Below are 22,154 nucleotides of genomic sequence, written 5' to 3'. Positions count from 1 at the left end.
TGGTCAGAAGTCGAAGCGGGGTGACAGGCTGGCGAGGACGGCGGATTCGGTGGGAACGGACCAGACGATGCCGAGTTCCTCGGCGATCGTCGCCATGAGGCTCTGTATGTCGGGGATGGCCGAGTCGTGCATCGCCTCGGCGACGATCAGTACGTCGGTGGTGGTGTCGCGGACGGCCGACCGGCCGCTTTGCCGGTGGGTCCAGCGGCGGGCGTGGGCGTGGCCGGCGTCGTCGACGAAGACGACCTCGCCCGGAGCGGGGGGCTCCGTCTGTCCGGAGAGGGTCTCGTAGGTCTCCTTGCCCGTCGCGTAGGCGACTTCCAGGGAACCGGACAGTCGCGAGACGTCGAACACGCCCACCGGAATCGCGTACGCCAGGGAAATGGCGTTGCACAGGTCGATGAGAGGGTGGATCGAAGGCAGGGAGCCTTCCTTCTTGAAGCGGCGCAGCAGTGATTCCGCGGCGCAGCGGTATTGGGTGGGCTTGTGGCCCATACGGGAGAACGTACGGCGCCAGGCCTGGATCTCGGGCAGTTCACCTTCCGAGGCGATGCCGAGGCGGGATTCGGCTATGGCGTTGTACTTGGCGGCCCGGTGGCCGACGGAGACGTCGCCGGTGATTCCCTTGGCGTACAGGACGCCGGGGACGAGTTCCGGGAAATCCTGCCAGATGTCGGGCGAGTGACGGAAATACATGTTCGGCTGCCTTTTTCTGGACGGTGACGAGTGGCGGGGTGACGGGCGGCGCAGGGCCGGTGGCGTGTGGCTCTAGAAGAAGGCCAGTTTGGCGCTCAGGGCGACGAAGGAACCCGCGAAGATCCGGCGCATCCAGAGCATGACGTGCGGCCGGGAGGTGATGTGGTGGCGGACGGCGGCGGCGAAGACGCCGTAGCCGATGAAGACCAGGAAGGTGAACAGCATGAAGACCAGGCTCAGTTCGACCATCCGGGGGAAGGCGCGCGGGTCGCCGGTGTCGACGAATTGCGGCAGGAAGGCGAAGAAGAAGAGGGTGAGTTTGGGATTGAGGATGTTCATCAGGACGGCGGAGACAATCACCTTCGCCGCCGGGCGAGGGGCGTTCTCCTCGTCCGGGGTGAGGGCTCCTTTGTCCTTCAAGGTGCTCCACGCCATGTAAAGGAGGTAGGCGACGCCCAGGTATTTGAGGGACTGGAAGGCCACCGTGCTCGCATTGAGCAGTGCGGCCAGGCCCGTGACCGCCGCCACCATGTGCGGCACGCTGCCGAGCGTGCAGCCCAGGGCCGCGATGACGCCGGCGCGGGCGCCTCGGGAAAGGGCCGTCGCCATGGTGTAGATGACGCCGGTCCCGGGGGTGAGGACGATGACCAGGGTGGTCACCAGGAATTCGACGCTCATGGCCGCCTGCCGTGCGGGAACGCCACGGGAGTTGACCGGCCGGACACCGGGCGGCCGGTCCCGGCGGACCGGCCGGGTCTTCCGCGGAGGCTTCCATGGAGGGCGTACGGGGACATCGCTGTGTGCATGTGATCAGCGTGCTGCCACAATGGCCTGGTGAACAGGTCCAAAGGAGCATGCACTGACCGGTCCATAACCTCGGGGGCCGACTTCCTCCAGCTCCGGATCGCCGACGCCCCGGCGGGCGGGCTGTCCGACTGGCTCGCCGGGGAGCTGCGGCTCGCGATGGCGGACGGCCGTCTGCCGGTGGGGAGCAGACTGCCCGCCACCCGGGTGCTCGCCGCCGAACTGCGCGTCTCCCGTGGCGTGGTCACCGAGGCGTACCAGCGGCTGACCGAGGACGGGCATGTGGCGGGCCGCGGACGCAATGGCACGGTGGTGCTCGCCACGCCCGTGATGGCGGCGACGGGCACGGCGTCCGCGGCGGACACGGCAGGGGCCACGGCACCGGACATGGCGGCGGCCACGGCCGACGGCTCCCCTGCCGGAGCGCCGCCGGCACGGGCGGCCGGCCCGCCCTCGGCCCGTACGCTGTTCACCGCCACACCCGGTACCGATGTCTTCGACGCGTTGCGGGCCGCCCCGGCCCGTATCGATCTGACGCCCGGCGTGCCCGACCTGGCGGCCTTCCCGCGTGCGGCGTGGCTGCGCGCCGAGCGGTCCGTGCTCAGGGACCTCCCGGCGTCCGCCTTCGGGTACGGGGATCCCCGCGGGACGCCGGCCCTGCGGGTGGCCGTCGCCCACTGGCTGGCCCGTAACCGCGGTATCAGGGTCGACCCGGGCGAGGTGGTCGTCGTCGCCGGCGTGGCCCAGGCGCTCGGGCTGCTCGCGGACATCCTGCGCCGGGACGGTGTGCGTGAGGTGGCGGTGGAGGACCCCGGGTCGCTCGGGGCCCGGCAGCACATACAGAACCGGCGGTTGGACACCCCGCCGATCGCGGTCGACGCCGAGGGCATCCGCGTGGACGAGCTGCGCGCACAGGGCGCCCCGGCGGTACTGCTGACGCCGGCGCACCAGTTCCCGACGGGGGTGGTGCTCGGCGGTGGCAGGCGTCGTGAGCTGATGCGGTGGGCCGGTGACGGCGGGCTGATCATCGAGGACGACTACGACGCCGAGCACCGTTACGACCGGCCGCCCGTTCCCGCGCTGCGGGCGATGCTCCCCGAGCAGGTCTGTTACGCCGGCAGCGTGTCCAAAACCCTCGCTCCCGCTCTGCGCGTGGGCTGGGCGATCGTGCCGCCGAGGTACCGGGACGCCTTGGTGGACGCCAAGCGGTTCGCGGATCTCGGCAACGCCGCGCTGCCGCAGCTCGTGCTGGCCCACCTGATGGAATCGGGCGAACTGGAGCGTCAGTTGCGGTACCTGCGTACGCGGCACCGCCGTCGCCGGGACGCCATGATCGAGGCGATCGCCGCGCATCTGCCGGGCGCGGTGGTGCACGGCGCCGCGGCGGGTCTGCATCTGACGGTCACCTTCGACGGGGACTTCGCCGACACCTGCGTCGCCGCCGCGGCGCTGGAGCGCGGGGTCAAGGCGCAGCCGCTGTCGTGGCACTGCCGGCGGCCGTACCGCCCGGGTCTGGTCCTGGGGTACGCCGCGAACGCGCGAAGCGGCATCGACGAAGGCGTCGCCGTCATCGGGGACGTACTGCGGCGCCTGCGCTGACACCTGGTCCGAGGTGCCGTGCGCCGGCACCCGGGCCGAGGCCGCCTTGAGCCTGGCCCGGACCTTGTCCGCCGCCCGCCGGATCACTCCTCGTGGGCGGCGGACAGGATGGCGCCCGGAGAACCGGGCCCTCTCCGTACTCCCGTACTCCCGTACCGTCCTACATCCACAGCCCCAGCAGGAACGGGTACGCCGCGACCACCTTCGTCGGCCCCTGGACGACCTTCTCCCAGGTGAAGACGGTGAACTGGTCGCCCTTGGTGGCGAAGAAGTGCGTCTCCTCGCCGAGCACGGCGGAGGAGACCGCGTCCGGCTGCTTGAATTCCTCGGGAAGGAAATCCAGGGTGACCGGTTCCACGACCGGCCGGCGGTTCGGGTCGATGGGCAGGTGCCCCTCGATGACCTCGATTCCGGCGGTGGTGAAGGCCAGGTGACGTGACCCGTCCGGGGAGGCGGTCGCCACGGCCTTCACCTCGGAGATGCCCCGGCCGCCCGCGATCTCGGCGGGGAAGAGGCGGTCCCACGGCAGCGGAGCGCTGCTGCGCCGGTCGGAGAACTCGACGTACAGCTCCTGTGCGACACCGATGTAGTCGTAGCCGCTGCGCTTGGGAGCGGCGATGACGACGTCGAAGCCGTCGCGGAACTCCTTGGGCAGATGACGGAACTGCTCGCTGATCTTCTTCGGACCGACCTCGACCCGGTTGCGCTGCGAGAAGCGGATGAATTCATCCGCGCGGAACCCGGAGAACCGGACGTAGGGCGTACGGTCGATGCCCGGGACCCACCGCGAGACCGTGCCGAAGACCCCGCCGGTGGCTTCCAGGGTCGCCTTGAAGCCGGTGGTGATGGCGGAGATGATGCCGCCGGTCGGCTCGACCACGGCACCGGTCAGCGCGTCCAGTGCCTTGGCCTCGCCCCGGGGCTCGACGGCCTCCAGGCGCCATAGCTGGTAGCCGCGGAACTGTCCGGCCGCGTGCTCCTGCCACTGGTCGATGGGGGTGCCCTCGGTGTTGAGGTTGCCCCGTACGTTGAGCTTGAGGCCGCTGTGGACGTTGGTGATGAGGTAGACCTCGTCGCCGTTGCCGCTGAGCTGCCAGGTCTGGCTCTGGAACGCCGGTTTGTTCTCCTCCAGGTGCGCCTGCTCCGCGTGCGCGCCGCTCTCCTTGCTGGCATGACGGATCTGCAGATAGCGCCCGCTGTGCTGGTTCTGCAGCCGGTAGCTGTCCTTGCCGGCCTGCCCCGGCAGCAGACGCCACGCCTGGCTCGCCCGCTCCGGCCAGTCGTGCAGCCTCTCCTGCACGATGTCCGCCGGAACGTTCTTGTCGAACCCTTTGACGGTCAGGTACAACCCGCTCTGCTCGTTCTTGATGAGGTAGGTGCCCTGTGCTGTGACGCTCATGGGTGCTCCCGTGGTCGGATGGGCACGGCGCCGTTGCTGCTGCCTCACCCTAGGAGTCCCGGCTGACCTCCGCGACCGGCAAACTCGGCCAACTCCACCGGCGGGTAACGAAACTGACGTACGAGCGGCCGTCCCGTCCCGGGTGGCGGACACCCTTGCCGCGGGAGCTGCCCGGCTGTCCGCTATGCGGTGCGCTCACCCGCCATGCCGCTCCTCACCCTCACGCAACGTGGGCACTCACGCCACCGACAAGCCCCTTTATGGGCCATCGGCGACCCATAAAGGATTTTCCAAGGCCCGTTACGGGCTTCACGGTGGTACTCTCGCTGACGTGAGCAGCTCCACCGGTTCGGAGTCAGGGGCCCGTGGCCGTACGCGGCGGGCCATTTTGAGTGCCGCGGCAGGGACGCTGTCCCGTGACCGCAACGCCAGGCTGGCGGACATCGCGGCGGCGGCGGACGTCGGGCGCAGCACCTTGCAGCGGTACTTCCCGGACCGGGAGGCGCTGGTGGCGGCGGTCGTCGAGGACTCCTTGCGGCTGCTGGACGAGGCGCTGCGCAAGGCGCGGATCGACCAGGGGCCGGCACGGGAGTCGATGCGCCGGCTGGTGGCGGCCATGCTGGACGTCGGGGACCAGGTGCTCTTCCTGTACGGCGATCCGCGGATCAGCCAGGCACTGGCCGGGCGCGGGGAGCCGGACCCGGCGGCGGAGGCGGTGGCCGCTCTGATCGCGCGGGGCCAGACCGAGGGGGACTTCGACGCCGAGGTCGACGGCGCGTGGATCGAGCATGTGCTGTGGGCGCACGTCTGCGCCGGGTGTCAGGCGGTCAGCACCGGAACGCTGCCCCACCACGGCGCCTTCACCTCCGTCATCCGCACGCTGGAGCACGGCATCCGGCCGTGAGCGGCCCACGCGTCCAAAAGAGACCCGCACGTCCGATGAGCGAGCGAAAGGTGTTGTCATGACGGTTCTCGTCACCGGGGCGACCGGTAACGTCGGACGGAACGTGATCCGGTTCCTCCTGGAGAAGGGCCATGCCGTACGGGCCCTGACCCGTGACCCGCGTTCCGCGCAACTGCCCGCCGGCGTCGAGGTCTTCCCGGGGGACCTGCGGCGTCCGCAGAGCCTGACGGCCGCGCTGGAGGGGGCGCGGGCGATGTTCCTCTTCCCGGTCGCCGCCACCGCGAAAGAAGTGGTGGCACTGGCCGGCGCGGCGGGGGTGCGCCGCGTCGTGGTGCTCTCCTCCGGGGCGGTCACCGGCGGCTTGGACACCGGCTTCCATCTGCCGGTGGAACAGGCGGTGGAGGCATCGGGGCTGGAGTGGACCCACGTACGCCCCGGGGAGTTCGCGACGAACAAGCTCGCCCTGTGGGGCCCGTCGATCCGCGCCGAGCGGACGGTGCGCGATCCGGATCCCGACGCCGCCTGGTATCCCGTGCACGAACGGGACATCGCCGAGGTGGCGGCCCTGGCCCTGACCGAGGACGGCCACACCGGGCGGGCGTACACGCTCAACGGTCCCGAACTGCTCTCCCGGCGCCGCCAGGTGGAGCTGATCGCCGAGGCCCTGGGCGAGGAGATCCGCTTCGAGGTGGTCAGCCCGCATGAGGCCCGGGAGATCTACCTCCGGCAGGGCGGGTTCGCGGCCGAGAACGCCGATTTCCTGCTGGGCTTCGAGGACTACTCGGGGCAGGCGACGGACCCCGACGCGGCCTTGGACTTCGATCCCGCCGCGCTGGGGCCCCTGCCCACCGCGCAGGACGTCACCGGCCGCCCCGCCCGCACCTTCGCCCGGTGGGCCCGGGACCACGCCGAGGAATTCCGCCGCTAGACCCTGTCGGCCGCCGCTAGACCCTGTCAGCCACCTGCCGGCCGCCGCTCCTCACGGCGGCTTGTGCGCGGCCGGGCCGTGCTGCCCTTCGCGGACCGTCTTGACCACGAGATTGCGCAGGTTGACGAGCATACGGCGGTGACGGGCGTGCAGGAAGGCGTCCAGGACGACGTTGTGCATGTGGGCGCCGATGCCCCGCAGGGGGTGTTCGTCGATGATGACGATGCACTCCTCGCCCCAGGGCAGCAGGCGGATGGCGATGCGGGCGCTGCCCAGCCGGCCGGCCCGCGCCTCCAGTTCCAGGCGTTCGCGCGGCACGCAGATGCGCACGACGGTACGGCCCTTGAGGAGGCCCTGACCCGGGCCCACGCGGTAGCGGACCGCCGCGCCGGGCTGCGGCCAGTGGTCGTCGACCTGTTCGGTGGCGGTGGGGCCGACGACCCATTGCTGGTACTTGTCGCCGTCGCACAGTACGGACCACACGGCATCCACGGACGCGGGGATCAGGACGTGTCGTATGGCCATGGTTCAGTCTCCGGCTCCGGGATCTGGGACGGGGTCCGGCGTGCCGCCGGGGCCGGGCCGGGCGGGCGGTCCGGGCGGATCGGGCCGCGTACGGGAGGTGGTGGGGTCCGCCGAGCCCGGGCCGGCGTTGCGCGCGCCGCCGGTGAGGTTGCGTTGCAGGGCGAACAGCGCCGGGGCCAGGAGGTGTTTGGCGACCGGCCGCCGGGCCCGCAGGGCCGCGCGGGCGGCGTTGGCCCCGCACGCGCCGTGGACGCCGCCCCCGGGGTGGGCGGAGGCGGAGGCGAGGTAGAGGCCCGGCAGCGGGGTCTCGGGCCGTCCGCTGCCCGGGACCGGACGGAAGATCAGTTCCTGGTGGACGTGGGCCGTGCCGCCGTTGAGCGCGCCGTTGACCAGGTTCTGGTTCCTGGCCTCCATGTCGGGGGGCGCCAGGACGCGGCGCCGCAGGATGCGGTCGGTGAAGCCGGGGGCCCGGCGTTCGACCTCGGCCTCCACGCGCCGGGCCATCGCTTCCCGCTGTCCCGGTCCCCAGTGGCCGTCGACGTCCTCCCCCGCCGCGTCCCCCCTGATCCGCTGGGGTACGTGGGTATAGGCCCAGGCGGATTCGGTGCCCGCGGGTGAGCGGTGCGGGTCGGAGGTGGTCATCTGGCCCAGGAGGGCGAACGGGCGGTCGGGGACCTGTCCGGTCGCCAACTGGGCGGCGTGCCGCGTCAGATGGTCGACGGAGTCGGCGAGGTGGACGGTACCGGCCAGGGAGGCGTCCGGTGCCGTCCAGGGGATGGGCCCGGACAGCGCCCAGTCGACCTTGAAGGTGGCATGGTCCCACTGGTAGCGGCGCATGTCGTCGCGCAGGGTGCACGGCAGGTGCTCCCAGCCGACGAGCCCGCCGTACACCTCGGTGGCCGCGGTGTCGGCCAGGACGGCGTGCCGGGCCGCCACGTACTGCCCGTCGCCGGTCACCACCCCGGCGGCGCGGCCCTTGCGGACCGCGATCCGGCTGATGCGGCAGTCGCAGGTCACGGTGGCGCCGCGGGCCTTCAGCCGGCGCAGCAGCGCCTCGGTCAGCGCGCCCGCGCCACCCACCGGGACCGGCCATCCGTACTGGTGGCCGAGCATCGCCAGCAGCCAGCCGAAGGCGGTGGAGGCGGCGGACTCCGGGGCGAAGTCGGCGTGCAGGGCGCAGCCGGAGAGCAGCAGGGGGCCGCCGTACCGCGGAAGTCCTCCTGGCCGAGCCGGCGCACCGGCAGCATCAGCATGCGCAGCATCCGCAGCCCGCCGGCGCCACGCAGCGCTGCCGCCAGCCGCGCCCCGGCCCGTACCGGCGGGAAGGGCGAGAAGATGGTGCGGATCACCTGGGGACCGATCTGCTCCCACAGCCGCACCAGACGCAGATACGCCTCCCCGTCGCCCGGGGTGCCGGCGTCCAGGCCGGTGGCGGTGCGCTCGGGGTCGCGGTGGAGCAGGGCGCAGGTGCCGTCGGGCAGTGGGTGGCCGAGTACGGCCGGGGCGTGGCTCCAGGTCAGGCCCCAGTCCTCCAGGCGCAGCTCCCGTATGACGGGCGAGGCCCGGGCCAGCGGGTAGAAGGAGCTGAAGACGTCGTTGACGTAGTCGGGGTGGAGGCCGCGGTCGCTGCGGACCGCTCCGCCGGGCTCCGGCTGCGTCTCGAAGACCTGGACCTGCCAGCCCGCGTCCGCCAGGACGTTGGCGGCGACCAGCCCGTTGGGGCCGGCCCCGATGACCACCGCGTCGGCCGTCTCGCTCATGCGCGTGCTCCTCTTGGGGGTCCGGGCGGTGTGGGTCCGGGCGGCGGCGCGGGAAGCGGTACGGCCGCGGGCGCGGTGGCCGGTGCGCCGCCCGTCCTGGCGGGCGCCGTCATGTGCGCTCCCCCAGGCCGCCGGCGATCTCCTGTACGCGGCCTCCGGGCAGGGGTGCGGCCAGGGGCGGGGTGGCCCCTCCGGCGTCCTCCCGCAGTGCCTGTGCGAATTCCCTGACCGTGTCCTGCGCGGACCGTGGCCGCCAGCCGAGTTCGGCGGCGGCCCGGCCGGTGTCCATAACCGGGAAGCGCAGGATGGCTTCGAACATGCTGACGGGCAGCGGGGACAGCCGCAGCCGCCAGGCCGCGTCCAGGGCCGCCCGTACCGGCCGTACGGGGAAGGGCCCGATGACGCGGGTGCCGAACGTGGCGGCCAGCATGGCGGCGTCCACGACAGGGGCCGCCGCCAGGTTGAACGCGCCGTCGACCGGCTCGTGCAGGGCCCGGCACATCGCCTCGGCGACGTCCTCGGCGTGCACGGCCTGGAAGCGCAGGCCGGGCAGGTCGGGGACGGGCAGCCGGTCGGGGCGCAGCAGCCGGCCCGGGACGAAGGGGCCGGCGAAGATGCGGCGCTGCTCGGCCGCGGAGCTGCGCTGAAGGACGATGCCGGGCCGCAGCCGTACGACCCGGACCGCCGGGTGGTCGTGCTCGAAGACGTCCAGCAGCCGTTCGGTGTACGCCTTCTCCCGGCAGTACGCGGACCGTGGCCACCCATGGGTCGGCCAGCTCTCGTCCACGCCACTGCCCTCGCCGGTCCCGTCCTTGGGGCCGGGCGAGTAGGCGGCGACGGACGAGGCGTGCAGCACCACCGGCACCCGGGCCGCGTGGACGGCGGCCAGTACCCGTCCGGTCCCCGTCACGTTCGTCTCCCAGGTCGCGTCCGGGTGGCGGGTGGGGTGGAAGACCCAGGCCAGGTGCACCACGGCGGCGGCGCCCCGGAAAAGGGCGCCCAGATCCGCCGTACGGACGTCACCGGCCGCGCCGCAGACCTGCCGTACCTTGCCTCCCGGGCCGCCGAACGCCTCGCCGGCGGGGCGGCGGGCGACGGACACGATCTCGGCCACCCGGTCGTCGGCGGCCAGCCGGCGCACAAGTGCGCTGCCGAGGTTCCCCGTGGCACCGGTGATCACCACGCGCGGCCCGGGACCGGCGGCGGGCGTGCCGCGGACGGGACCCGCCGACATGGCTGCCATGGGTGCCATGGACGCCTCCTGTCGTCAGGGGCGTACATCCGTGCGCCCCGTGGTGCCGGTGGGTACCCCGTACACCTCATGGCTACGCACGGGTCGTATGTGCATCACGTGACGTACGGGACGCGGCGTGACGTACAGACTGCGGTGGTGGGCATGAGATGGGAGAGATGGATGAGATGGAAGGCGAAGATCGGGGAAAGAGCCAAGCGTGCCTGAACGAAGCGAGCCCGAACGAACCGATCCCCTGCTGAGTTTTGTCCGGTGGCGCCGGGAGCCGGTGGCCGTGCAGACGGTCCGCTCGACCGTGGCCGCCGTGATCGCCTATGTCGTGGCCCTGTGGCTGAGCAGCGAGCCGGCCCCGCTGACCGCCCCGCTGACCGCGCTGCTCGTCGTCCAGGTCACCTTGTACGCGACCTTGACCACCAGCATGCGCCGGGTGAACGCCGTCGTGGTGGGGGTGGTCATCGCCATCGGCTTCAGCGCCCTGGTGGGGCTGACGTGGTGGAGCCTGGGGCTGATCATCCTGGCCTCGCTGGTGATCGGCCGTTTCGTACGGGCCGGTGAGTTCGTCCCGGAGGTGGCGATCAGCGCCATGCTGGTGCTGGGCGTGACCCGGGTGGCCGAGACGGCGTGGGACCGGGTGCTGGAGACGCTGATCGGCGCCGTGGTCGGGCTGCTGTTCAACGTGCTGTTCGCGCCGCCGGTGTGGGTACAGCCCGCCAGCGAGTCCATCGAGGACCTCGCGGGCCGGATGCGGCGGCTGCTGCTGAACCTCGGCGAGGAGGTCACCGGGCACACGCCGGTGCCGGAGGCCGCCGCCCGGCTGCACGAGGCGCGCAAGCTGGACCACGACATCGTCCAGGTGGACGCGTCCTTGCGGCAGGCGGAGGACAGCCTGCGGCTCAACCCCCGGGTCAAGGAAGGCCTGCTCTTCCGCGTCGTGCTGCGCACCGGCCTGGACACACTGGAGATCAGCGCCGTGGTGCTGCGCACCATGTGCCGTACGCTGACCGACCTCGCCAAGGCCCGGACCAGGGAGTCCCTCTTCCCGCCGGAGATCTCCGCGGCGCTGCGGGACCTGTTCCGCCACATGGCGCGGGCCGTGGACAGCTTCGCCGTACTGATCACCACCCAGGTCAGCGTGAACGCGGACGAGGCGGAGGAGCGGCTGGTCAAGGAGCTGGCCGCCAGCCGCGCCAGCCGCGAGGTCGTGGCTCATATGCTCCTGGACGCCGTGCAGGAGCATCCCCGGCAGTGGCAGTTGCACGGCGCCCTGCTGGCCGAGGTCGACCGGATCCTGGACGAGCTGGACGTGGAGAAGCGTTCGCAGCGCCTGGTGGAGGAGCTGGACCGGCAGTCCCGGGAGCAGCGGGAGAAGTATCCGCTGGCGGACAAGTTGCGGGGGCGGTTGCGGGTCGGTCGTACGCGGGACCGTACGGAGCAGCCGTGAGCGGCCCGGGCTGCTGCGCCCGGGCCGCCGTACCGCCGTAGGAGGGCGGTACGGGACGGATCAGGGGACGCTGGAGGAGGCGTGCCGGTGGGACGTCAGCTCCTCGTCGCGGTCCAGGGCGTACGCCCAGATCAGGTGACGTACGACCGGCCGGCTGCCGGGCTGGGTCAGGCTCTTGGCCCGCGCCTCCAGCTCCTGGTCCTCCTTGGTGCCCCGTTCCAGGTGCTGGCGCAGATGCTCCCGCTCGGAGACGACGGTGAACGTCTCCAGGAGGACCGTCGGGTCGTCCATGTCCTCGAACAGCCCCCACAGCGTGGCCCCGGTGCGCCGCCGGGCCTGGCCGACCGGGCGCATCGCCTCGACGAAGGCGTTGACGTTCTCCCGGTCGACCCGCCACTCGACGGTGACCAGCACCGGCCCGGCGTTGCGGCCGGGCAGTTGCATGCCCTCCGGCTCGGGCCAGTGCTGGACGTGCTCCATGTCGATGTGGCCGGCCGGCAGGGGCAGCCGCCGGGTGCCGGCGGCCGTGGACAGCAGCAGCCCGACGCCCGCGACCACGAACGCGGCCCGTACGCCCAGCCGGTCGGCGACCAGGCCCCACCCCACCCCGCCGAGCGCCTGACCGCCCATGAACACCAGTTGGTAGTAGGCGAGCCCCCGGGTCCGGGCCCAGACCGGCAGCAGGATCTGCGCGGAGGCGGAGAGCGTGGACAAGACGGTCACCCAGGCCAGTCCGGAGACGATCAGCGCGACCGCGGCGACGAGCGGGTGCGCGACCAGGCCGATCACGGCCATGGTGGCGGCGTACAGCACCATGGCGGCCGTCACCATCGCGTTGACCGTCATACGGGGCCGCAGCGCGGGCAGGGCGATCGCGCCGAGCACGGCACCGGCCCCGACGCTGCCGAGCAGCAGCCCGTATCCTCCGGCGCTCATCCCCAGCGGCCCGCGGGCGATGGCCGGCAGCAGCGCCCACAGTCCGCCGGCGAACAGCATGAACAGTCCCGAGCGGCCGATGACGGCCCCGAACATCGGGGCCCGGCGTACGTAGCGGGCGCCCGCGCGGATCGCGCCGCGGATGTGCTCGGACCCCAGCGGCCGGTGCGCCGCCGGGCGCCGCCAGGCGTACAGCACGATCAGGACGCCCAGGAAGGACAGGGCGTTGAGGGCGAAGGTGGCCGCGGGTCCGGTGGCCGAGATCAGCAGACCGCCCAGGGCGGGGCCGGCGGCCCGGGCGACATTGCCGTTGGCGCTGTTGAGCAGCGCGGCCTGGTGGATCTCGTCGTGGCTGACCAGTTCGGGCTGGATGGCCTGGAAGGAGGTGATGGAGAACGCCTCACCCACGCCCATCAGGGCGGTCAGGCCCAGCAGCGAGAGGGGGGTCACCTCGTCGGCGGCGGTGACGGCGGCCAGCCCGGCCGCGCCCAGGAACATCATCAGTTGGCCGCCGAGCAGCAGCCGCCGCTGGTCCAGGATGTCGCCCAGCGCCCCGGCGGGGACCACCAGGGCGAACACGGGCAGGGTGGTCGCGGTCTGCACCAGCGCCACCAGCAGCGAGCCGCCGCCGAGGTCACCCATCAGCCACTGGGCGCCGACCGTCTGCATCCAGGTGCCCATGTTGGCGGCGAGCTGGGCGATCCACAGCGCGCGGAACATCCGGCGGCGCATCGGCGCCCATACCGAGGGCTCCGCGGACCCCTTGGGGGCGGGCGTCTCGTCCAGCACGGGGGGCTGATTCACCGGTACGCTCTCCTCGCCTTTTCGCTGCCCCTCATCACCCAATATGGGCCATGACGTGCCTCGGCGCTCCACGAGCGTACGGAGGGGTCCGCCGCCGTACGGAGGGGGTCCGCCGCCCGCGTACGCACGAGAACGGGGCGGCGGCCCACCACCATGGGCCACCGCCCCGGCCGCGCGGGGCTGCGGGGTCCGCGCCGGTCCTCATGCCTCCAACTGGGGGTCGGACAGGCCGGTGCCGGTCACCGCCGGTGCGGGCAGACGGGTGCCCACGCTGCGGTAACGGATGGGCAGACCCGTCACCTGCTCGGAATGCAGACAGTTCTTGCCGTCGATCACCAGGCGCGGCTCGGCGAGCAGGGACGCCAGGTGCGACCAGTCCGCCTCGATGGCCTGCGGCCATTCGGTCAGCAGCAGGACGGCGTGGGCACCGTCGAGGGCGGCGGTCAGGTCCGGTGCCGGTTCGGCGCCGGGGAAGAGGTCCGCGACGATACGGGCGTCGGTGGCCGGGTCCCAGACACGGACCCGCCCGACCTGGCCGAGCAGCGCGGGGACAACCGTACGGCTGGGAGCCGCGCGCAGGTCGTCGCTCCAGGGCTCGTACCGTACGCCGAGGACCGCGATCGTGGCCTGGGACAGGGTGCCGTCCAGTTCCGTGCGCAGGGTCTGGACGGCGAGTCCCGCCTGGGCCTCGTTGACGCTGATGGTGGCGTGCAGCAGCGGGGTCGGGATGCCGACGCTGCTCGCCCAGCGGGCCAGCGCGGCGGTGTCCTTGGGCAGACACGAGTCGCCGAAGCCCAGGCCCGGCTGGAGGAAGGCGTGGCCGATACGGGGGTCGTAGCCCACGCCCTGCATGACGTGGTCGATGTCGATGTCCGGTCCGCAGCACATCCGGGCGACCTCGTTCGCGAAGCTGATCTTCGTGGCCAGGAAGGCGTTGCTCGCGTACTTGATCATCTCGGCGCCGGTGGGCGTCGTCTCCACCCAGGGGCTGGAGACCCCCGCGTACAGTTCGCGCAGCGTCCGCATGCTCTCCCGGCTCCAGGCGCCGGCCACGATCCGGGCCGGGGCGGCCCAGTCGTCCAGCGCGCTGCCCTGGTTGAGGAATTCGGGGTTGTACGCGTAGCGCTCGCGCAGCTTGGGATACTCGTCCACGAGCATGCCGCTGGTGCCCGGTGGCACGGTGGATTTCAGCACCACCCGGGGGGCCGGCAGCAGGCTGAGGACGTCGTCCAGCGCGGCTCTGACCTGGGTGAGGTCCGCGGCCCCTTCGGGTCCGGGCGGTGTTCCCACGGTGATCAGCACGATGTCGAAGGGCGCCCGGCGGTGACTCTCCCGCACGCCGTCGGTGAAGCGCAGCCTTCCGGTGGCCAGCGCGGCCGAGAGCTGTTCGGGCAGTCCCGGTTCGAAGACCGGCGCCCGGCCGGCGTTCAATGTGCGCAGCCGCACCGGGTCCTGTTCGATCCCGGTGACCTGATGACCTTGGTGGGTGAGCGCGACGGCGCCCGTCAGTCCCACGTAACCCTGTCCTACGACGGCGACCCGCATCACAAACCAGCTCCTTCGAACCGCCCGGCCCCCGCCTTTCCGCCTTTCGGCCCCGGCGGTGTGTTGCGACCGGGAGAAGCCCGGTGGTACCGCTGATTCGGTCTGTCCAGCTCGTTCTGTCAGTCCGTTGTGTCGGTGCGTTGCGTTGTATCGGCGCTGCGGCCATTGGCGCTCTTGGTCGGCTTGTCGCATAACGCGCCAATGGAGTCAATTGTCACCCGTCCGGCCCGCTCCCGCAGCCGGAGCACGTGCCCCTGGCCAGCCACCGGACGCCACGTCAACGGGCCGGGCGCCCCCAGAGGCCGCGCAGGTGCTCATGGAGAACCTCCTGCGCCTGCGCGGGGGTGAGATGACCGACGAGGACGTGCGTGGTGAGGCCGTCCGCGAGGGCGAGCAGGGTACGGGCCTCGCGTGGCGCGTCGAGGGGCGCCTGGCGGCCGGCGCCCTCGGCGGCCTCCCGGATCAGGCGGGTGAACAGCTCTTGCAGCACCGCGTAGTTCGCCTTGAGCGGCCCGGCGAGGGCGTCGCTGACCGCCGCCTGCGCGACGAAGGCGAGCCAGACCCTGGCCTCGGCCCGGTGCTCGTCCCGCAGCAGCGAGATCTCGGTGACGGCGTGGCCCAGGACGCTGCCGGCCGACTGGGCCGGGCTCCTGACCAGGCAGGCCCGTACGCGGGCGCCGACCTGCCCGCCGATGTGCCCGAGTGTGAACACGAGCATCTCTTCCTTGGTGCGGAAGCACCGCTGGACGGCGCCCATCGACACCTGCGCGCGGGCGGCGACATCGCGCAGGGTCACGCCCTCCAGCCCGTGCTCGTCGGCGAGTTGGCAGACGGCCTCGGCGATGAGGTGGCGCCGGCTCTCGTGATCCACCTGTTTGGGCATGCCCGGACGCCTCCCTGTTCCGCGGTACCGCACGCCGCGCGGTGGCCCCGCGCCGTGTGCCGCAATTTTATTCGATGCGCTCGCATCGGTTCCAGGGTACAGTTCCTTATCCGATGCAAGCGCATCGGAACGATGAGGAAGGCAGGATCATGCACAACGCCCTATGGGAGATGCCGGCCGCCGCGCAGGCGGCGGCGGTGCGCGAGGGGGAGATTTCGGCCGCCGAGCTGATCGACGCCCACCTGGAGCGCATCGCCGAGGTCAACCCGCAGGTGAACGCGGTCACGCAACTGATGGCGGAGCGCGCCCGCGAGGCCGCGGCGCAGACCGACCGCCGGCGGGCCGCCGGTGAGACGCTGGGCCCGCTGGCGGGCGTACCGTTCACCGTGAAGGAGACGACCCCGGTCGAAGGCGTACCGACCACGTTCGGCGTGCCGCGCTTCCGCGAGCTGGTGGCGCCGGCCGACGCGCCCCCGGTGGCCCGGCTGCGCGCGGCCGGAGCCATCCCCATCGGGCACAGCAACATCCCCACGCTGGTCCTGGCGGGGATGCACACCCGCAGCGAACTGTTCGGCGACACGGTCAACCCGTGGGACAGCGGCCGGACCCCGGGCGGCTCCAGCGGCGGCGACGCGGTGGCCGTCGCCACGGGCATGGCGGCACTCGGACTCGGCAACGACTCGGGCGGATCGGTACGCGTACCGGCCCAGTTCTGCGGCGTCACGGCGCTGAAGCCGTCCACCGGCCGGTTCCCCGCCGACCACCGCGTGCTGGGCCCGGACGACCCCGGCCCGGCCTCCCAGGTCCTGGTCACCGACGGCCCGCTGGCCCGGACCGTGGGCGATCTGCGACTGGCGTACGAGGCGCTGGCCGGGACCGATCCGCGCGACCCGCGGGCCGTACCGGTACCCGCCTACGGCGCACCGCTGACCGGACCGGTCAAGGTCGCGGTCGTGGCCGACCCCGGCGGGCACGGCGTCCACCCCACGGTGGAAAAGGCCGTGGCCACCGCGGCCGACGCGCTGCGCGACGCCGGGTACGAGGTGTGCGAGGTGGCGGACGTACCGCGGCTGGACGAGGCCCTGAAGGCGTACAACCAGATCACGGTGACCGAGTTCGCCCCGTCCTGGCCGATGGTGCGCACGCTCCTCGGCGAAGGCGGCGACCGCTACATCCAGATGGCGATGGATCAGACCCCGCCCGTGGACGCGGCGGAGTTCATGAAGCTGATGGGCACATGGATGAACATCCGCCGCTCGTGGGCGGAGTTCCTCGGCCAATACCCGCTGCTGCTCGGCCCGTCCTTCACCGAGCCGCCGGTCGAGCCGGGTCTGGAATCACGCGACCGGGCGGGCCGGGACCGGGTCGCCTCGGGCATGCGCCTGTGCAGCGCGACCAGCTTCGTCGGCGTACCCGGCGTGGCCGTGCCCACCGGAGTGACCGACGGCCTCCCGCAGGGGGTCCAGGTCATCGGCCGCGCCTTCCGCGAGGACCTGTGCCTGTCCGCTGCCCAGGCGATCGAGGACCGCCTCGGTGTCCTCACACCGCTCGACCCGCGTGCGGCGGCCCGGACCGCTTGACCCTTCGGCCGTACGGAACCGGGCCGTTCACCGACGGAACCCGGTGGTGTCACCAGTTGTCGGCAGGGCGCACATCGGGTGGTCCGGTACGACGCCCTTCCCGCTGCCGCCGGGCGCGCAGGAGCGGCAGGGCGGGGAGGGCGGCGCCGGCGGCCATGAAGAGGGCCTCGGCGCCGGTGACGGGGGAGAACAGCGGGGCGAAGGCGGCGGAACGGGTCTGGAGGTAGAGGAGTTTGAGGACCCACAGGAGCGAGGCCAGCAGGATGCCGGTGCCGAACAGGCGCAGCCCGTGACGCCGGGACCGGGCCGTGGCGTTACGGGCGTACTTCCAGCACACGAATCCGCAGGTGGTGTCCGCGATCAGATGGAAGGCGAAGAAGACCCACCAGTAGGCGTCCGGGACGCCCGGGGTGTCCGGGGACGGGCTGATCTGGTTCCGGGCGTGCGCGGGTGCGGTGACGTCCAGGAGCACCAGGGTCACCATGACGGCGAGGGCGGCGCCGAAGACCGGCGCCGTGTGCCGCTGCCGTCCGGTGGCCTGGAGGACGAACCACAGGACGGCCGCCGCGTCCACGATGCTGAACAGATGGGTCGTCAGGTCGATCCAGTGCGGACCGGGAACCAGGTGGGAGAGGAGGGCGGTGACCGGTTCCAGGTGCGTCGACATGGCCAGCGCGATCATGAGAATCGCGAACCACAACGGCCGGTGATCCCTGCTGCGGACGCCTTGCGGGGCGCGGAGGAGGACCACCAGCCACAGGGCGAGGATGCCGGCGTTCTCCAGCCAGGTGCCGATGGTCTCTAACCGCATGGCAGTGACGCTCCTGTGTCTTCGTCACCGTGCGGCACCCCGCCCGGCGTCACGGTCTGGGCCGACAGCACTCCGGGACCCCCTTGTGCGTGGAGCAGTGTTCCGGAGGCGATCGTAGATCGTTTCGCTGCTTTCCGCCGGGGATTTTTCGCCGGGGGATTTTCGCCGGGGGTAGTTCGACGGGGTGGTTCGACGAGGGGTGCCGGGTTCCTACGCCGGGGTCTTGTGCCGGGTGACGAAGACTCGGGGCAGGGTGGCAGGCCGACCGGGACGGATCAGCCCCGGACCGGCCTCACAGCTCGCCGGGCGGGCCCGACAGCACCTCACGCACCTCGATCGGCATGTTCAAGGGGGTGCCACCGGGGCCGGGCGCGGCCGAGACGGACGCGGCCAGTTCGACCGCCCGCCCGGGGCCGTCGCACTCGACGATCCAGTAGCCGGCCAGGAACTCCTTGGTCTCGGGGAAGGGGCCCTCGGTCACCACCGGTTCGCCGCCACCGCGCGCACGGACGATCCTGGCCGTCTCCGGCATCGCCAGTCCCTGGGCGTCGACCAGTTCCCCCGCGTCGCTGAGCCGCTGGTTGGTCTCCCGCATGAACGCGATGTGCGCCTGTACCTCCTGCGACGACCAGGTGCTGATCGGCGGGATGCCCGTCTTCTCACTGAACTGCATCAGCAGCATGTACTTCATGTCCTGGGACCTCACATTCCGGTGCGTGCCGGCACCCCTGGCGGGTGCTCCCACATATATGTAGAAGCTCACGCCGCGGATTCGACGTCCCGGAGCGGAAAACGGCGGAAAAAACCGGTCAGGGTGTCCCGGAGCCGGGCGGCCGGGCCGGTTCCCGCCGCTGGAAGAGGACGTACAGCCAGACCAGCGAGGGAATCAGGAGCAGCGCCCCGGCCGCGAAGACGATCAGCGCTGCGGCGAGTACGGGCGCGGTGGACGCCGCGTCGGTGACCGACAGGCCCGGCCGGAGCATCACCGGATACTGGGCCGCGCCCCAGGCCCACAGGATGGCGGCGACCGCCAGGGCCGCGCAGCCACGGGCGAGAGCGAACCGGTTCCGTACGAGCAGCAGCATCCCGGCCACCCCGCAGAGCGCGGACAGCACGGCCGCCGGCAGTGCCCGGTGGGTGAGGCCGTGGAAGAGCTCCGGGGCGTCCGCGTGCAGGACGGCGATGCCGGCCAGCGCCACCGCCCCGCTGATCAGGCCGCTCACCAGCGCACGCCGCCGGAAGGCGGTCACCAGCGCCGGCGCGCCGGTACGCGCGGCGTCGGCACACAGGTACACCGCCGCCAGGTGGGCGCAGGTCAGGACGGCCAGCACGCCGCCGAGCAGGGAGGTGGGGTTGATCCAGCCGCGGACCAGGTCGCCGGTGGCCTGCCCCGGCGGGACCCGCCCGGAGGCGATGCCCCCGGCGACCGTACCCAGGAAGAACGGGGTGAGGACCGAGGAGAGGGCGAAGCACGCCCCGAACAGGCGCTGTTGCCACAGCTCCGTGCATGCCTTGCGGAAGGCGAAGGCCGCGCCGCGCGCGATGATGCCCAGCGCGGCGAAGGTCAGCGGCAGGTAGAGAGTGGACATCACTGCGGCGAAGACGGCCGGGAACCCGGTCCACAGCATCACCACCACGAAGATCAGCCAGACGTGGTTGGCCTCCCACACCGGGCCGATGGTGTGCTCGATGAGTGAGCGCTGTGGCCTGCCGCGGGCGCTGCCGCCGGCGAGCAGGTCCCACAGGCCGGCCCCGAAGTCGGCGCCGCCGAAGAGCGCGTAGCAGGTCAGGCCGGTCCACATCACGGCGAGTGCCACGTCAGCGAGCATCGTCCTGCCTCCGTTGTCCTACGCCCGGTCCTGCCGGCTTCATGGCCTCATGACCTCACGGCTTCACGGCTTCACGGCTTTATGGCTTCACGACTTCATACGACCGGGTACGAGGTCACGTCGTCCTCCTGGGGAGCGACCGGCACCGGCTTCCCGCGGGCCAGCCGGCGCAGCACGTACACGGTGGCCACGGTCATCACCGCATAGACCACGAGCACCAGCCACAGCCCCGCCATCAGCCCCGGCGCGGGGTTGACCGCGTCCCGCACGTTCAGCAGCCCCCATACGACCCAGGGCTGCCGCCCCTCCTCCGTCACCGTCCAGCCGCACTCCAACGCCACCACCGCGGCCACTCCGGACACGGCGGACAGGGCCAGGAAGAGGCGGCTGCCGCGGCGGGCCAGCACCCTGCCGTCCCCCTTGCGCCGGGTGCGCCACCAGGCGATCAGCAGCCACAGGCCGAGCAGCAGCAGGAAGACGCCCAGCCCGACCATCGCGTCGAAGGCGAGGTGGACGACGGTGACCGGGGGATGCTCCGGGACCGGGACCTGGTCCAGTCCCTTGATGACGGTGCCGGGCCGGGAACCGACCAGCAGGGACAGCCCGTCGGGGATTTCCAGGCCGTACCGCAGTCGTCCGTCCTGGGCGATGCCGCCCAGGGTGAGCGGGACGTGGCCGCCGGTGGTGTAGACGCCCTCGATGGCGGCGAGTTTGGCGGGCTGGAAGTCCGCCAGGAACCTGGCCGCCCAGTCCCCGGCCACGAGCTGGCAGGGGGTGAGGGCCGAGGCGAAGACGAACGGGATGAAGAAGCCGGCCCGGTGGTAGCGGTCGTCGCGGCCCCGCAGCAGGGCGACGGCGTAGACGCCGGCGGTGACGAAGCCCGCCACCATCAGCGCGGCCAGGATCATGTGCACGGTCTGCGGCGGGCTGGCCGGATTGAGCATGGCGGCCAGCGGGTCGACGTCGACGACCTCGCCGTCACGTACGGTGAAACCGCGCGGCTGGTTCATCCAGGCGTTGGCACACACGACGAAGAAGGCCGAGGCGATCCCGGCGATCACGATCGGTACACCGGTGAGCAGATGCGTACGGGGCGAAAGCCGGTCCCAGGCGTACAGGTAGATGCCCAGGAAGATCGCCTCGATGAAGAAGGCGATGCCCTCCATGGCGAACGGCAGGCCGATAACCTGCCCGTAACGGCCCATCAGGCCCGGCCACAGCAGCCCCATCTCGAAGCTGAGGATGGTGCCGGAAACCGCGCCCACGGCGAACAGCACGCCCATCGCGCGGGCCCAGCGACGGGCGAGCAGCCGGTAGGAGGCGTCGCCGGTCCGCAGGCCGAGCCACTCCGCGGCCAGCGTCAGCAGCGGCATGCCCACGCCCAGGCAGGCCAGGACGATGTGCCAGGCCAGGGAGAAACCCATCTGCGCGCGTGCGGCCTTCAGGTCTCCGGGGGTGGCGGGTGAGGCCAGCTCCCGCAGGCCGGGGTCGGTCAGCGCGGACAGCACCGGGAGGTGGGTGGTCAGTTGAGCCGTCAGGTGTTCGCCGAGGGGCATCACGACTCCTCACGCTCACGGTGCGCGCCGTATTCGTACAGCCACCGGTCGGCCACCTCTGACCGGCGGGGCCGATGGGCGTGCGCGTACGGGCGGGCCGGGCGGGCGTCCGTACAGGCGGGGCCACAGGCGGGGCGGGCGCCCATGACCGGCGGACATCCATGGCCGGCGGGCGCCCGCCACCCCCGTACGGGGTTCCCCTCGCGCGCCGGACTACGCCCGCGGGGCGGCGGCGCCCGGCCCGGTGAGAGCCTGCCGCAGCGGGGCCGGCCCGGTGAACAGGTGGCCGCGCAGGCCCACGGCCTCGGCGGCCCGGACGTTCTCCGCCCGGTCTCGACGAAGAGCACCCGGTCCGCCGCGACGCCCAGCGCACGGCAGCACCACTCATAAGCCGCGGGCTGCGGTTTGACGTGGCCGATGCGGCAGGAGAAGCCGCGGATCTCGAAGCGTTCCAGCCAGCGGTGGTGCCGCTCGTAGTGGGCGGCCAGTTCTTCGGGGATGTTGGACAACAGCGCGATCCGCCGCCCGGACGCGTGCAGTTCCCCGACCAGCGCGACCATGGCGTCGTCGACGGCGCTCCAGCTCACCACGTCGGCCGCTATGAGATCCGCGATACGGCGTTGGTCATAGGAGGTGTCCAGGGCGGTCGCCACCGCGCGCCAGTACGCTTCGGCGGTCACCGCTCCCCGGTCGTACGGCGGACGCAGCGCCCAGTACGCCTCCCAGAAGGCCGCGGCGGGCGCCCCGGCCCGCTCGGTCAGCGCTTCCCTGCCCTCATGGGACTGGTGGCGGGCGATGACCCCGAACATGTCGAACAGGACGACGTCCGTGCCTCCCTCCGCGCCCGCGTCCTGCGTTCCGGCGTCCATACCCACCGCTCCTTTCTTCCCGCCGACCGTCCT

18 protein-coding genes and 1 pseudogene are annotated in these 22,154 nt (G+C 72.1%); 5 read left to right on the top strand and 14 right to left on the bottom strand.

Annotation, left to right across the window (positions count from 1 at the left end; all coding sequences use genetic code 11):
- Positions 1–3: 3 nt before the first annotated feature.
- The gene (locus KGS77_RS33750; RefSeq protein ID WP_242587105.1) at positions 4–696 is read right to left on the bottom strand and encodes a phenylalanine--tRNA ligase beta subunit-related protein; all 693 of its coding nucleotides are present in this window, start codon (positions 694–696) and stop codon (positions 4–6) included.
- Between the two features lie 72 nt (positions 697–768).
- Positions 769–1,374 (bottom strand): LysE family translocator, encoded by a 606-nt coding sequence (locus KGS77_RS33745; RefSeq protein ID WP_242587104.1) that lies wholly within the window; start codon positions 1,372–1,374, stop codon positions 769–771.
- A gap of 156 nt (positions 1,375–1,530) precedes the next feature.
- Here KGS77_RS33745 and KGS77_RS33740 point away from each other — a divergent pair, with 156 nt between their 5' ends.
- Positions 1,531–3,099, top strand: a complete 1,569-nt coding sequence (locus tag KGS77_RS33740) for a PLP-dependent aminotransferase family protein (protein WP_242587103.1) — start codon at positions 1,531–1,533, stop codon at positions 3,097–3,099.
- A gap of 160 nt (positions 3,100–3,259) precedes the next feature.
- Here KGS77_RS33740 and KGS77_RS33735 read toward each other — a convergent pair whose 3' ends face one another.
- Complete coding sequence (locus tag KGS77_RS33735) at positions 3,260–4,498, bottom strand: RICIN domain-containing protein (protein ID WP_242587102.1); 1,239 nt, start codon at positions 4,496–4,498, stop codon at positions 3,260–3,262.
- A gap of 331 nt (positions 4,499–4,829) precedes the next feature.
- Between KGS77_RS33735 and KGS77_RS33730 the strand changes: the two genes are divergently transcribed.
- A complete protein-coding gene (locus KGS77_RS33730; protein ID WP_242587101.1) occupies positions 4,830–5,402 on the top strand; it encodes a TetR/AcrR family transcriptional regulator in 573 nt (190 codons plus the stop codon).
- 58 nt (positions 5,403–5,460) lie between these two features.
- Positions 5,461–6,330, top strand: coding sequence for an NAD(P)H-binding protein (locus tag KGS77_RS33725; RefSeq protein ID WP_242587100.1), 870 nt, complete (start codon positions 5,461–5,463; stop codon positions 6,328–6,330).
- Between the two features lie 51 nt (positions 6,331–6,381).
- On the opposite strand, the gene KGS77_RS33720 is transcribed toward KGS77_RS33725, so the two are convergent.
- From KGS77_RS33720 to KGS77_RS33710, 3 genes and pseudogenes are all read right to left on the bottom strand, one after another.
- Positions 6,382–6,855, bottom strand: coding sequence for an SRPBCC family protein (locus KGS77_RS33720; protein ID WP_242587099.1), 474 nt, complete (start codon positions 6,853–6,855; stop codon positions 6,382–6,384).
- A 207-nt stretch (positions 6,856–7,062) separates the two neighbouring features.
- Positions 7,063–8,615, bottom strand: a pseudogene (locus KGS77_RS33715) (NAD(P)/FAD-dependent oxidoreductase); the annotation flags it as partial.
- 109 nt (positions 8,616–8,724) lie between these two features.
- Positions 8,725–9,867, bottom strand: coding sequence for an NAD-dependent epimerase/dehydratase family protein (locus tag KGS77_RS33710; RefSeq protein ID WP_347404561.1), 1,143 nt, complete (start codon positions 9,865–9,867; stop codon positions 8,725–8,727).
- 199 nt (positions 9,868–10,066) lie between these two features.
- Between KGS77_RS33710 and KGS77_RS33705 the strand changes: the two genes are divergently transcribed.
- Positions 10,067–11,308, top strand: a complete 1,242-nt coding sequence (locus tag KGS77_RS33705) for an aromatic acid exporter family protein (RefSeq protein ID WP_242587098.1) — start codon at positions 10,067–10,069, stop codon at positions 11,306–11,308.
- A gap of 60 nt (positions 11,309–11,368) precedes the next feature.
- On the opposite strand, the gene KGS77_RS33700 is transcribed toward KGS77_RS33705, so the two are convergent.
- The 3 genes from KGS77_RS33700 to KGS77_RS33690 all read right to left on the bottom strand — a co-directional run bounded on the left by KGS77_RS33700 (position 11,369) and on the right by KGS77_RS33690 (position 15,476).
- Complete coding sequence (locus KGS77_RS33700; RefSeq protein ID WP_242587097.1) at positions 11,369–13,048, bottom strand: MFS transporter; 1,680 nt, start codon at positions 13,046–13,048, stop codon at positions 11,369–11,371.
- A gap of 201 nt (positions 13,049–13,249) precedes the next feature.
- The gene (locus KGS77_RS33695) at positions 13,250–14,593 is read right to left on the bottom strand and encodes a UDP-glucose/GDP-mannose dehydrogenase family protein (protein ID WP_242587096.1); all 1,344 of its coding nucleotides are present in this window, start codon (positions 14,591–14,593) and stop codon (positions 13,250–13,252) included.
- Between the two features lie 277 nt (positions 14,594–14,870).
- A complete protein-coding gene (locus KGS77_RS33690; RefSeq protein WP_242587095.1) occupies positions 14,871–15,476 on the bottom strand; it encodes a TetR/AcrR family transcriptional regulator in 606 nt (201 codons plus the stop codon).
- Positions 15,477–15,625: 149 nt separating this feature from the next.
- Between KGS77_RS33690 and KGS77_RS33685 the strand changes: the two genes are divergently transcribed.
- Positions 15,626–17,056: an amidase gene (locus KGS77_RS33685; protein ID WP_242587094.1), complete on the top strand. Its 1,431-nt coding sequence runs from the start codon at positions 15,626–15,628 to the stop codon at positions 17,054–17,056.
- Between the two features lie 49 nt (positions 17,057–17,105).
- Here the strand turns inward: KGS77_RS33685 and KGS77_RS33680 are convergent, their stop codons facing one another.
- The 5 genes from KGS77_RS33680 to KGS77_RS33660 all read right to left on the bottom strand — a co-directional run bounded on the left by KGS77_RS33680 (position 17,106) and on the right by KGS77_RS33660 (position 22,121).
- A complete protein-coding gene (locus KGS77_RS33680; RefSeq protein WP_242587093.1) occupies positions 17,106–17,867 on the bottom strand; it encodes a hypothetical protein in 762 nt (253 codons plus the stop codon).
- A gap of 292 nt (positions 17,868–18,159) precedes the next feature.
- The gene (locus tag KGS77_RS33675; RefSeq protein WP_242587092.1) at positions 18,160–18,558 is read right to left on the bottom strand and encodes a YciI family protein; all 399 of its coding nucleotides are present in this window, start codon (positions 18,556–18,558) and stop codon (positions 18,160–18,162) included.
- Positions 18,559–18,676: 118 nt separating this feature from the next.
- A complete protein-coding gene (locus tag KGS77_RS33670; protein ID WP_242587091.1) occupies positions 18,677–19,696 on the bottom strand; it encodes a cytochrome d ubiquinol oxidase subunit II in 1,020 nt (339 codons plus the stop codon).
- A 95-nt stretch (positions 19,697–19,791) separates the two neighbouring features.
- Complete coding sequence (locus tag KGS77_RS33665; protein WP_242587090.1) at positions 19,792–21,252, bottom strand: cytochrome ubiquinol oxidase subunit I; 1,461 nt, start codon at positions 21,250–21,252, stop codon at positions 19,792–19,794.
- The gene (locus tag KGS77_RS33660; protein WP_242587089.1) at positions 21,252–22,121 is read right to left on the bottom strand and encodes an HAD family hydrolase; all 870 of its coding nucleotides are present in this window, start codon (positions 22,119–22,121) and stop codon (positions 21,252–21,254) included. Before KGS77_RS33660 ends, KGS77_RS33665 begins: the two co-directional genes overlap by 1 nt.
- Positions 22,122–22,154 lie beyond the last annotated feature (33 nt).

Source organism: Streptomyces sp. MST-110588, assembly GCF_022695595.1.
In the GTDB taxonomy this organism is placed as follows: domain Bacteria; phylum Actinomycetota; class Actinomycetes; order Streptomycetales; family Streptomycetaceae; genus Streptomyces.
This window is presented reverse-complemented; position numbering and strand designations above follow the sequence as displayed.

What these genes read in the sequence shown, in the direction of transcription:
- KGS77_RS33670 (WP_242587091.1), bottom strand. Translation starts at nt 19,696, where the DNA reads ATGCTCGCTGACGTGGCACTCGCCGTGATGTGGACCGGCCTGACCTGC.
- KGS77_RS33685 (WP_242587094.1), top strand. Translation starts at nt 15,626, where the DNA reads ATGCACAACGCCCTATGGGAGATGCCGGCCGCCGCGCAGGCGGCGGCG.
- KGS77_RS33745 (WP_242587104.1), bottom strand. Translation starts at nt 1,374, where the DNA reads ATGAGCGTCGAATTCCTGGTGACCACCCTGGTCATCGTCCTCACCCCC.
- KGS77_RS33710 (WP_347404561.1), bottom strand. Translation starts at nt 9,867, where the DNA reads ATGGCACCCATGGCAGCCATGTCGGCGGGTCCCGTCCGCGGCACGCCC.
- KGS77_RS33750 (WP_242587105.1), bottom strand. Translation starts at nt 696, where the DNA reads ATGTATTTCCGTCACTCGCCCGACATCTGGCAGGATTTCCCGGAACTC.
- KGS77_RS33695 (WP_242587096.1), bottom strand. Translation starts at nt 14,593, where the DNA reads ATGCGGGTCGCCGTCGTAGGACAGGGTTACGTGGGACTGACGGGCGCC.
- KGS77_RS33725 (WP_242587100.1), top strand. Translation starts at nt 5,461, where the DNA reads ATGACGGTTCTCGTCACCGGGGCGACCGGTAACGTCGGACGGAACGTG.
- KGS77_RS33720 (WP_242587099.1), bottom strand. Translation starts at nt 6,855, where the DNA reads ATGGCCATACGACACGTCCTGATCCCCGCGTCCGTGGATGCCGTGTGG.
- KGS77_RS33665 (WP_242587090.1), bottom strand. Translation starts at nt 21,252, where the DNA reads ATGCCCCTCGGCGAACACCTGACGGCTCAACTGACCACCCACCTCCCG.
- KGS77_RS33690 (WP_242587095.1), bottom strand. Translation starts at nt 15,476, where the DNA reads ATGCCCAAACAGGTGGATCACGAGAGCCGGCGCCACCTCATCGCCGAG.
- KGS77_RS33660 (WP_242587089.1), bottom strand. Translation starts at nt 22,121, where the DNA reads ATGGACGCCGGAACGCAGGACGCGGGCGCGGAGGGAGGCACGGACGTC.
- KGS77_RS33680 (WP_242587093.1), bottom strand. Translation starts at nt 17,867, where the DNA reads ATGCGGTTAGAGACCATCGGCACCTGGCTGGAGAACGCCGGCATCCTC.
- KGS77_RS33735 (WP_242587102.1), bottom strand. Translation starts at nt 4,498, where the DNA reads ATGAGCGTCACAGCACAGGGCACCTACCTCATCAAGAACGAGCAGAGC.
- KGS77_RS33675 (WP_242587092.1), bottom strand. Translation starts at nt 18,558, where the DNA reads ATGAAGTACATGCTGCTGATGCAGTTCAGTGAGAAGACGGGCATCCCG.